Source organism: Dyadobacter soli (assembly GCF_900101885.1).
GTDB classification, from domain to species: Bacteria; Bacteroidota; Bacteroidia; order Cytophagales; family Spirosomataceae; genus Dyadobacter; species Dyadobacter soli.
Window position 1 is genome coordinate 493,472 of sequence record NZ_FNAN01000002.1, and the last position, 11,140, is coordinate 504,611.

10 protein-coding genes and 1 tRNA gene are annotated in these 11,140 nt (G+C 49.8%); 5 read left to right on the forward strand and 6 right to left on the reverse strand.

What is annotated here, in order from left to right; translation table 11 throughout:
• Nucleotides 1-49: 49 nt before the first annotated feature.
• The 4 genes from BLQ88_RS04335 to BLQ88_RS04350 form a co-directional block, all read right to left on the reverse strand.
• Entirely contained in the window at nt 50-616 is a 567-nt protein-coding gene (locus tag BLQ88_RS04335; RefSeq protein ID WP_090147061.1) for a bifunctional (p)ppGpp synthetase/guanosine-3',5'-bis(diphosphate) 3'-pyrophosphohydrolase, read from the reverse strand.
• 195 nt (nt 617-811) lie between these two features.
• A tRNA-Val gene (locus BLQ88_RS04340) sits at nt 812-886 on the reverse strand.
• Nucleotides 887-929: 43 nt separating this feature from the next.
• Nucleotides 930-2,243 (reverse strand): MFS transporter, encoded by a 1,314-nt coding sequence (locus tag BLQ88_RS04345; protein WP_090147063.1) that lies wholly within the window; start codon nt 2,241-2,243, stop codon nt 930-932.
• An 81-nt stretch (nt 2,244-2,324) separates the two neighbouring features.
• The gene (locus BLQ88_RS04350) at nt 2,325-2,780 is read right to left on the reverse strand and encodes a hypothetical protein (protein WP_090147065.1); all 456 of its coding nucleotides are present in this window, start codon (nt 2,778-2,780) and stop codon (nt 2,325-2,327) included.
• A 144-nt stretch (nt 2,781-2,924) separates the two neighbouring features.
• Between BLQ88_RS04350 and BLQ88_RS04355 the strand changes: the two genes are divergently transcribed.
• Nucleotides 2,925-4,556 (forward strand): T9SS type A sorting domain-containing protein, encoded by a 1,632-nt coding sequence (locus BLQ88_RS04355; RefSeq protein WP_090147067.1) that lies wholly within the window; start codon nt 2,925-2,927, stop codon nt 4,554-4,556.
• 17 nt (nt 4,557-4,573) lie between these two features.
• Nucleotides 4,574-6,589, forward strand: a complete 2,016-nt coding sequence (locus tag BLQ88_RS04360) for a thioredoxin domain-containing protein (protein WP_090147069.1) — start codon at nt 4,574-4,576, stop codon at nt 6,587-6,589.
• Here the strand turns inward: BLQ88_RS04360 and BLQ88_RS04365 are convergent.
• Together BLQ88_RS04365 and BLQ88_RS04370 are read right to left on the reverse strand one after the other, a co-directional pair.
• Nucleotides 6,586-7,104 (reverse strand): DinB family protein, encoded by a 519-nt coding sequence (locus BLQ88_RS04365; protein ID WP_090147071.1) that lies wholly within the window; start codon nt 7,102-7,104, stop codon nt 6,586-6,588. The genes BLQ88_RS04360 and BLQ88_RS04365 overlap by 4 nt on opposite strands.
• 19 nt (nt 7,105-7,123) lie before the next feature.
• Nucleotides 7,124-7,627: a DUF6265 family protein gene (locus BLQ88_RS04370; RefSeq protein ID WP_090147073.1), complete on the reverse strand. Its 504-nt coding sequence runs from the start codon at nt 7,625-7,627 to the stop codon at nt 7,124-7,126.
• 226 nt (nt 7,628-7,853) lie between these two features.
• Between BLQ88_RS04370 and BLQ88_RS04375 the strand changes: the two genes are divergently transcribed.
• From BLQ88_RS04375 to BLQ88_RS04385, 3 genes are all read left to right on the forward strand, one after another.
• Nucleotides 7,854-8,405 carry a hypothetical protein gene (locus BLQ88_RS04375; RefSeq protein ID WP_229212570.1) on the forward strand — a complete coding sequence of 184 codons (552 nt, stop codon included), beginning with the start codon at nt 7,854-7,856 and terminating at the stop codon, nt 8,403-8,405.
• A gap of 111 nt (nt 8,406-8,516) precedes the next feature.
• On the forward strand, nt 8,517-9,443 hold the full coding sequence (locus BLQ88_RS04380) for a hypothetical protein (protein WP_090147075.1): 927 nt from the start codon (nt 8,517-8,519) through the stop codon (nt 9,441-9,443).
• Nucleotides 9,444-9,461: 18 nt separating this feature from the next.
• On the forward strand, nt 9,462-11,024 hold the full coding sequence (locus BLQ88_RS04385; protein WP_090147077.1) for a vanadium-dependent haloperoxidase: 1,563 nt from the start codon (nt 9,462-9,464) through the stop codon (nt 11,022-11,024).
• Nucleotides 11,025-11,140 lie beyond the last annotated feature (116 nt).

The window sequence follows — 11,140 nt, forward strand, 5'->3', positions numbered from 1 at the left end:
AAGCTACCATATCATGAAAGCCTGCCCCATGCAAATGAGGCAGGCTTTTTTATATCCCGAGTTTCCCTTTCACTTCCGTCAAAAGCTGGCAGCATGCGGCATAAAGTTGAGGATTTCCCGTATTGATCTTCCATAAATAATTATCCACTTCGCGCGCATACACACGGGCGAAACCCGGGTCATGCTCGGCCAGCGACAGCATATTATCGATAATATCGGCATATTTTACCGTCTGTGCGATCGGCCGCGACGCCATAATGCGCACACTTTCCAACTCCTTCCGCTGCGCCCTGTTGAGGGAAGGATATTTTTCGGTCGTGTATTTGTCGGTCAAATCATCCACAGCGGCCAGGATCACTTCGTCTTCCTCGATGTTATAACCAATTCCCATTAGTTTGTACGACAGATCGGCCAGCGAGCATTCGGTATCCTCGATCAGGTCGTGGCAGAGCGCTATTTCCGTTTCATAACCATGCTGCACATACTGTTCAACCCGATCGGCGACACTCAGCAAATGCGTGTAATACGGCGCACCGGTATATTTACGTTTCTGTGCGCCGTGCATTTCCTTCACATAATCAAACAACGCCCATTGGCGCTCGGTCAATTCCAACATAATCGTAATGCAATCCAGAATTTCAAATGAGTACTCAGCTTCGTCTTTTTAAAATAATAATAAAACTCTGGTTATTGAAATTTTATGCAAAGAGAAGGGCGTAATATGCAATACGGAAATGATAATGCGAGCAATGAATTAAGAACGGAAACAAAAAAGGCTTGCATATCAGCGATATACAAGCCTTTGCATTTGTAGGACGTAGCGGGTTCGAACCGCTGACCTCCGCCCTGTCAAGGCGGCGCTCTGAACCAGCTGAGCTAACATCCTTTGCAGCCTCTGCCGGGGCTCCGGTTGAGGCTGCGATATTAAATCAATTTTTATTACGATCCAATTCGAAGTGGTAAACTTTGCGCGACGGGATACGGTAGAGCAACATCAGCCCGATCACGAAAATAATCAGTAGCGCCAGAATGCTGTTGCGCATGCTGCCCGTAAGTTGCTCAACAGTACCATATATAAATGTACCGATCACGATCGCCAGTTTCTCAGTCACATCGTAAAAGCTGAAATACGACGCGGTATCGGTGACATTTTCAGGAATCAGTTTGGAATAGGTAGATCTTGAAAGCGACTGAATGCCGCCCATTACCATGCCTACGGTGCAGGCAATCATGTAAAATTCCATCGCCTCGGTGGTGTAGTAGGCTCCCGTACAAATGCCGATCCAGATAGCGACACCGATCATCAATGCATAAATGTTACCGATTTTACCCGATAGCCACGCAAAGGTGTAAGAGCCCGCAATGCCTACCAGCTGTATCAGCAGCACGGTGATGATCAAGCTTTGCGAAGGCAATTTCAGCTCGGTAGCACCAAAAATCGTCGCTACGTACATGACCGTGCGCAGGCCCATAGTGTAAATGAAGAATGCACTGAGAAATTTGGCGAGATAAGGTTGCTCACGCAGGCGTCCGTAAACTTTTCTCAGCTCCCTAAAACCATGAAATATCCAGTTTCCGCTCTTTTCCTTATCCGCATTGCCGGAAGGCAGGTAGTAAAAAGGAATTTGCGCAAACAGAATCCACCATAAGCCTACGGTAAAAAACGATATGCGCGCCGGAAGCGATTTTTGAGTAATGCCGTAGAATTGCGGCGCCAGGATCATACTTAAATTGAAAAGCAACAGCAAAACACTCCCCAGATAGCCCAGCGAAAAACCCCGTGCGCTGTACTTATCAAAGCGGTCCTCGGTGGCGATTTCGGGCAGATATGAATCATAAAAAACGATGCTGCCGCTCCATCCGATCAGGCTGAGGCCGAAAAGGAATACCCCGGAGATCAATGTTTCTTTGGTAAAAAAATACAGCAGCATACAGCTCACCGCGCCCGTGTAGCAGAAAAATTGCATGAACCGCTTTTTCTTGCCCGTAAAATCGGCGATGGCCGTGCAAATGGGCACGAGCAATGCGGTGATCAGGAACGAAACGGAAACGGTGTAGGAAAAAAGTACCGAGCTTTTGATTTGCGTCCCGAAAAAATTGACATCCGGCGTACCGGACGCGCTTAATGCGGTTGCGCTGAAATAAACGGGAAAGATGCTGGAAACGATCACCAATGCGTGCACCGAATTGGCCCAGTCGTACATGCACCACGCGTTGATAATGGAGGGGATGTTCTTTTTCATTCAAAAAAATTTGCACAAAATAAGAAAAGCGGCAGATTTTATCCGCCGCTTTTCGCTATAAATTGTATATCACACCACCGGTTACTTGATCACAGGCTGGAAAACCATGATGGCCTCCTGATCCACGCCATTTACCGGCATCTTGCTTTTCAGTTTCATTCTGCTGTTAGTCAACTCTTCCAATCCAAATTCTCCCGAGAACCCAATAATCTTAATATCCAATGATTTCTCGTCGTTGATAAGATACCAGGTTCCGCCGTTGAGAACCTGACTTGAATTTTGATCCAATGCCTTCACCGTCGCGTTTTGCTGGAACTGAATGTCCATTTCCAGAATGTACTTCGTGTCCGTGCTCAGCTGGTTTTTAGGAATGTCCTTTCCCGACAAATCCGTCACGGTAGACATGCGCCAAGGATAATTAACCAGTATTTTATTCTTCCCGGTCGGCTCAGGCGTTTCGTTCTTATCTTTGTTCTCGCAGCTGATCGCTAAGAGCGAAAAAAACAGGACTGGAACAAAAAGGAGTAGTCGTTTCATGTTGATTGTATTTTACGTTTCAAGGCAATTTCCTCTGATGAACTGTCTGACGTCGCTGATTTGCGGTCGTGTCACCGACTACGCGTCTCGGAAAAATGAAATTGGCGACATTGCAAAAGTAACGAATTTGTCTGGTCTAATCTTATGGCTCACTATACAAACATCTATTCAAAGGCATTTTTCAGCGCATTTCTGAGTATACTGCTCATTTCGTTAAGCGCTCACAGTCAGAATTGTCAGCCCGGTTATGTGCTAAACCCGGTTACGACCAATAATAACATCGAATGGAGCAAGTTTCCAGAGTTTTCGCTTCCATTCAAAATGATTTACAGCGGCCCGCGCTTTGGCGATACGCAATCCCAGCCATTAAAACACGGTTTCAACCACCTCGCCGCATTCAGCGGACCAGAGCCCGGTTCATTGCAGCCAAGCCAGCTGGCGGCGCTCTGGTACGCCGTGGCTACGTCGAGCGGGAACCAGCCGTGGGCCGACAATACGCTCAGAAGCCCCTGGGGCAATGATACCGCTGCATATCGCAGCTATTGGGACGCTTATGCGAGCACGATTACCAATCTCGACGTCGTATGCCTCGACATCGAGCGGATGCAGCGCGAGGACCGCGACATTCTTGCATTGAAATCCAATACCCAGATCCCGCAAAATTACCGCAACCTTTCGGACGCCGATTTCATCGCAGCTTATAAAAGGGACATTCGCTGGTGGTATACCGAGGCCGCCAACCGCCTCCGGCTGAAAGGTGTGAAAGCGGCATTGACGAGTTACAGCGATGTGCCCATCCGCAATACCTGGCTGAACATCACCACCAACAGCTGGCAGGACTGGACCACCAACCTGGCGCGTACGCACTACCTCGTGCAGGACAATGCCGGCAAAATCGGCGGAAGCTTCTATAATGCGATGGACTTCCTTTCGCCCTCGCCGTATTACTATTACGGTTACGATCACCCGATCGGCAAGGATTACCTCTCCTACCTGCTGTTCAGCATTGAAGTGAATGCAGCATGGAGCGACAAGCCGATCATCCCGTTCGTATGGCTGCGCGTGCACGACAGCTACGACAAAAACACCCCACTGATCACCAACTTCATGGCAGAAGCCACTGCTATTTTCCCTTTCTTTTCCGGCGCAAAGGGCCTCTGGCTTTGGGAAAACCCGTTTATATCGGCCGAACGGCAGGAGAATTATACGCCTTATGAACATTTCATTTACGGGTTGTACCGCCTCTCGCAATTCAAAGACATGCTGGAAGGCAACTATCAGCTCGTGATCCCGATGCCCGCGCGGGATAATATGGAGCAGCAAAACCCGGTTTGGCGTGGTATTGTAAAAGGAAATAATATCCTGATCGCAGCACAAAACCCTTATGCCGACGACAATGCCACCACTTCCATCACGGTTTCGTATCAGAACTGGGCCCGCAACATTACTTTGAAAGGAAAGGAAGTGTTTCTCTGCAAATTCGACCTGAACGACTCTGTGAATGGCGTAGAACCGTCGCTGGATATGGTGAATGTATATCCGAACCCGGCGGCGCAGGAATTGAATGTTGCATTAGCAGGGGTTAATGGCGTTACGGATGTTGATTTTGCATTGACCAACAGTAAAGGGCAGATTTTCATGCAACAAAAACTGAAAGCTTTCGCCGGCGAAACGAAGACGACGATTACGCTCCCGAAACTATCGGCTGGCATGTATTTTGCCCGCTTTACCACCGATAACCGAACTGTCATTAAAAAGGTAGTGATCCTGCAATAGCCGCTACCCGCATTGCTATGAACCGACTCAGTCAACAAACCAGCCCATATTTACTTCAACACGCCCATAACCCGGTAGATTGGTACCCGTGGGGTGAGGAAGCATTGACCAAAGCCAAAACCGAAAACAAGCCTATCCTGGTCAGTATCGGCTATTCGGCTTGCCACTGGTGCCACGTGATGGAGCGCGAGTGTTTCGAAAAAGAGCCGATCGCCGAGGTTATGAACGAGTATTTCGTGTGCATTAAAGTCGACCGGGAAGAGCGGCCGGACGTGGACGCCGTGTACATGGACGCTGTGCAGGCCATGGGCGTACGCGGGGGATGGCCACTGAATGTGTTCCTGCTGCCCGATACCAAGCCTTTTTACGGGGTTACCTACCTGCCGCCGCAGAACTGGGTGCAGCTTTTGAAAAGCATAAATCAGGCATTCACCAACCATTACGACGAGCTGGCAAGTTCCGCGGAAGGTTTTGTAGAAAATATGGTGGCTTCCGAGAGCCAGAAATACGGCCTTGTGAATGCGACCGTTCCGTTCAACCGCAATGATGCGGACTCGATGTTCGAGCAGATCCAGCGGCATTTCGACACGCAAAAAGGTGGTATGGACCGTGCGCCGAAGTTTATGATGCCTTCGATTTATAAATTTCTGCTGCGCTATTTCGATATCAGCCAGAACCCAGAAGCGCTGGCGCAAATTGAACTTTCATTGAACCGCATTGCGCTCGGCGGCATTTACGACCACGTGGGTGGCGGCTGGGCACGGTACTCGGTGGACGAGGACTGGTTTATCCCCCATTTCGAGAAAATGCTTTACGACAACGGTCAGCTGCTGAGTGTGTATGCCGAAGCTTACTCTTTGACCCAAAACCCGCTTTACGCAAACCGCATCGAACAGACGGTTCAATGGCTTTCGGACGAAATGCGCAGCCCGGACGGCGGCTTTTTCTCCGCATTGGATGCAGATAGCGAGGGTATAGAAGGCAAATTCTACATCTGGACCGAGGAAGAGCTCAAAGCCGCATTAGGAGAAGATTTCAACTGGTTTTCAAAACTTTACAAAATATCCAGGCACGGAAACTGGGAGCACGGTTACAACCATCTGCATTTGACCGAGCCTCTGGAATATGCCGCCAGAACAGCCGGCATTCAAGCCGATGATTTTCCTGCATTGTATGAAAATGCATTGAAAAAACTGGCGGAAGCGCGCCGTTCGAAGATACGGCCAGGGCTTGACGACAAAATCCTTGCCTCCTGGAACGGGCTCCTGATCAAAGGCTTGACGGATTCCTACCGCGCATTGGGGCACGAAGAAATCCGCGATCTGGCCATTGCGACAGGCCATTTCATCGCCGAAAAAATGACGACGGGCAATCGCCTGAACCACAGTTATAAAAATGGCATTGCAACAGTAACGGGCTTTCTGGAAGATTATGCAGCGGTAGTCGATGGGTATCTGGGACTTTACCAGGTCACATTTGAAGAAGAATGGCTGCACAAGGCGCAGGAACTGGCCGACTACACGATCAGCAACTTCTTCGACCAGTCGGAGGGCTTTTTCCATTTCACAGATGCCTACGGAGAAGCGCTCATTGCACGCAAAAAAGAGCTTTTCGACAATGTAATTCCCGCTTCCAACTCGATGATGGCCCATAACCTTTACATTCTGGGCAAAATGCTGGACCGCGACAATTACCTCGAAATCGCGGACAATATGCTCTCGAAAATGACCAAGTTACTCCTGGCCGATGTGCAATGGGTGACCAACTGGGCCGCATTGTATTGCCTGCGCGCCGTTCCTACCGCCGAAATAGCGATCGTAGGCGGCGATGCGGACGCCATGCGCAAGGATTTCGACCGCTTTTTCATACCCAACAAAATTGTGATGGGAACAAGCACCTCCTCCACCCTGCCGCTATTGCAGAACCGGACCGACATCAATGCCAAAACGGCGATTTATGTATGTTACGACAAAACCTGCCAGTTGCCGGTAACCAAGGTGGAAGAAGCGCTCGATCAGCTGGCCGGCGTTTAAAGCAGCGGGAAATAGCGTTCGCGTAGCACATTCATGTGGTGAACCGGGTGCCCGAGGATCACAAAACCCAGCGCTAACGGGGTAATTTCGGTCTGGTTAGCATTGCCGACGCGTGTCAGCATGGTTGCATCCATGTTTTTAAACAAAGTAATGGTACTCCGGCGAAGCTCGCTGAACTCGTCCATCAGATCATCGATCGTCCGGTGAGCGGCTGTGGTATTTGCGGCCAGGATCTCCTCCTCGTAACCCGGCAGCTGTGTTCTATCGTTTCTGGAAAACCGTAATGCGCGGTAAGCCATAATGCGCTCATTATCGATCACGTGCTGCAAAATGTCCTTTGCCGTCCATTTTCCTTCGGCATAAACATGGTCGCCGAGTGCTGCAAGCTTCTCGGTTTCTGCAAACACGTGCTCCGGCGTGTATCTCGCGAAGCCTTCAAAAAGGTCGATATCGTCGATCAGGTTAATGTATCTGTCAAAAAAACGGGGCATCGGTACGATCTCTGATCTTTTCATGGTGTAAACAGGTGATTAATTAATGTATTCTTCGGTAAGGATAATCGATTCTGCGCTGCTTGGACTGCATTTCGCCTTCGATATGCGCATATAGCGAGTCGCTCGACCGGAAGTCGTAGACAATGCGCTTGGAGAAATCGTGTTGCAGGTTTTCAAACACGAAACGGTTACCCTCTATGGTTTTTAGTTTAAACAAAACTTCCTTCTCGTCGTTCTGCCCCGCAGCCACCGGCGCGTAAACGATCTCTTGGGCCTGAATGTACAGGCGCACCCTTTCCAGGGGGGTGGTATCACCATTTGCCACCGTGTAGCTCATCCCTGTAAATTCCCTTTCTCCCTTTCGCACCCAGGTTTCGTAAATGTCGCCTCGCGTGCGTTTATTAAGCCAGGTTCCGACGATAGGTTTCAGTTTTTCAAAATCTTTTTGGGTAAATGCATTATCCTGTGAAAAGCCGCAAATCGCAAGAAAAAGGAGCGGAACGTTTCGCTTAAAAAGCTCAGACAGAGATGGGTAGATTCGCATGGCTTTCGGTGGGAATGATCGTGGGGTCAAGATAGCAATTTTTGACGGCCGTTATTCCCAAGCCGTTGTACATACCTCTGAAATCCAAATAAATAGCCTGTTTATCCTATTATAAATAACCATTGGTTACTATATTTTGCAGTAAATGAGGGTTTTAATGATTTAGAAGGGGCTTGTTTATATGTATCTAAAATGATTACATTTGGTTATAAATCCTCTTTAAGAATTGAGAAGACTGGCGTCGATAGGGTTACTGGCATTGCTGCTCAACAACATGTTTGGGCTGAGCCTTGCTGTTCTTTTCTTCGAAAAAGACTACCAGATCGCTACTTCCTGCGGACCAGCAGAGGAAAAGATCTTGAAAATGTATCTCCCGTCATTACCTTATTCAGGTAATCTCGAAATCACCGAAAACATCGAAGGGCTGGTGCGCCAGGGCTGGCAGTTTTATAACCCTACCCAGGTATTTCACGAAAATGATACGCTTTATGTGACGCTGCAATCCAACGAAGCTGCGCGTGACCATTTTTTCGAGCTCGCCAACGCCATTCAGGTGCTGAACGATCCGCAAACCGACGTCCCGGAAAGCCCTTACGGCAAAGCCATGCAGCTTCTGAGCAGCCTTTTGACCATCTACCTTCCAAACACACAGCCATTCCCGGTCCGGTCCGAAGCCATTGTGTTTGAAACCAGGTCCTCAGTCATTAGCCATTACACGGCACCGCACTACCTGCCGTATCAAACTTCACTGGCATCCCCGCCACCCGAACAAGCTTAGCGCCGTTTCCCGACTCATAATGCTTTCACGGACAGACCACCTGATCCGAAAGTGCTATGCAACAGTTTCTGTACCCATCAACAGGTAGAATACCTAATTAATATATAATCTATGATGCATTCTTTACACCAAAAAGGGCTGCGGCTGCTTGGCATCTTGCTGGCCACCGCCGGCTCGCTATCCTCCGCTTACGCCCAAATGCCGAACGATGCCATTTACATGGGCAAAAAGACGGCCTGTCTGGCAGTTTCCTACACGCACAGCTCGTGGGACGAGTACTGGGAAAATTCTTTGAAACGTAAAAACCTCAACATCGGGACGCATACTACGCAAAATGTAATGCCGATGCTCGCAGTAGGTATCACCAAAGACTTCAACGCCATCGTGGCCTTGCCGTATGTGTGGACACGCGCCAGCACGGGTAACCTCATGTGGCAGAAAGGCTTCCAGGATGCTTCGCTCTGGTTGAAATACCGTTTTCTGAACAAATCGGGATTCTCGTTGCACGCCATCGGTGGCGCATCTATTCCGGCTACCAACTACGTTCCTGACTTCCTCCCGATGTCCATCGGTATCCAATGCAAAACAGCTACCGCCCGCTTGCTTGCCAGCTATCGCCACGAAAGCGGCATTTACCTCACCGCTTCCGCATCCTACATTTTCAGGAGTAAGATCACTGTCGATCGCGATTCATACCAGGCTGATGACAAGTTGTACAACACCAACAAAGTATCGGTACCCAATGCTTACGACGCATCGGCGAGGCTGGGTTATCTCAAAAAAGCCATCCAGGCCGAAGCATTCTTCGAACACGGAGCCTGTGACGGTGGCGACAACATTCGTCGCAACGATATGCCCTTTCCTACCAACAATATGAAAGCGAGCGTGGCAGGCGTCTATGCGAAGTTCCAGCCGAAGAACATCGGCGGCATTGCGCGCGCATCGTATGTGCTTTCGGGGCAGAATGTAGGCCAGAGCACCGCATTTACAGTTGGCGTACTATACCAATTCCGTTACGCCAAAGAAGCTAAAAACTAATATTTACGACAGAAGACAATGAAAATGAATTATACTTCCCTTCGGCAATCGATCACCCGGCTTGTAATACCGGCGATGGCGGTGACGATGCTATGGTCCTGCTCCAAGACGGTCGATGAACCCACCGTGGGTATCAACACGCCTTCCAGCCTGGACGAAAATGCAGGCAAATGGAAACCCTATGTATTGGCTTCATCCGAAGAAATCGCCGTTGCGCAACCCAAAGAAGCGGCTTCCGACGACTACAAAGCGGAGCTCAAAAAGCTGAAAGACGCCACCGATGCCGTAACGCCCCAGCAACGCGAACAGATAAACTATTGGGGAACCGGGGCCGTGTACCGGTGGAACGAAATTGCCCGCGAACTATGCGCGCGCTATAATAGCCCGCCGGCTTCCAATGCAGACGGTAAATACCCATTGCCCGACGCCAATAACCCACTGCAAGATCCGAAATTCCCGTTTGCCAACCCGCCTTACGCGGCGCGCGCACTCGCATACCTGAGCGTGGCACAATACGACGCGCTCGTAGCTGCGTGGAACTACAAGTTTAAATACAACCGCAAGGCGCCTTCTAAAAACGACACTTCCATCAAAACGCTGCTGCCGGTAAGCGACCTTCCGTCATATCCGTCCGAGGATGCCGTGGTGGCCGAAGTTTCGGTTGTGATCCTGAAAGCAATGTTCCCCGGCGAAGTACCGTTCCTGGAAGCCAAACTGGCCGAACATAAGCAGAGCAGAATCGCGGCCGGTATGAATGTCGAAAGCGATATCCTGGCGGGCTCCGATTTGGGTAAAGCTGTCGGCGCGAAAATTATGGCACGCGCAAGAACCGACAAAATGAGTGCTGCCAACGGCCAGGCGATGACCACCGCAATGATTGCGAATGCCCGGAAAATAGGTGTTACAGAGCCTTGGCTAAGCCAGGAATTTCCACCTCGCCCTCCTATGCTCCCTACTTACGGCTTCGTAAAACCATGGAACTTCGATTCGGCAACCGTGGTGGCATTGCGCCCCGAAGCGCCGCCGATCATCGGCAGCCCGGCATTCCAGAAAGACATGAACGAATTGCTTCATATCGCCAAAAACCAGACACGTGAGCAGGCGCGTATCGCGAGCTTCTGGTCCGACGGCGTGGGTAGCTACACGCCTCCCGGACACTGGCACAGAAAAGGCGCAGCATTGTGTCATGAAAACAAATACAGCGAAGTCCGCACGGCGCGCGCGCTTGCATTGCTGGGTACTACCATGCAGGATGCCGGCATTTGCTGCTGGGATGTGAAATATTACTATTACTACCCACGGCCTAACCAGATGAGCAGCAAGGTCAAAACGTCCGTCGGGTTACCTAACTTCCCGTCTTACACCTCGGGCCACTCTACATTCTCGGGTGCGGCTGCGGAAGTACTGGCGCATATTTTCCCGAATAGCAAGAAAGAAGTCGATGATATGGCTTCCGAAGCATCGGTATCCCGTATTTACGGTTTGATCCACTATCGTTTCGACTGCGAAGTAGGGCTTTCCTCCGGACATAAGATCGGCGGATATGCCGTGGCGAGGGCTAAGACGGATGGTGCTGAATAAATGCATTACCTTGTTAAAACTGAAAGAGGCCGTCTCAAATCAATTTGAGGCGGTCTTTTGTTTTTAGCCCCTTATAGAAAATTCGTTTTCTGAATTTTGTGAAGTTATGGGCAAGT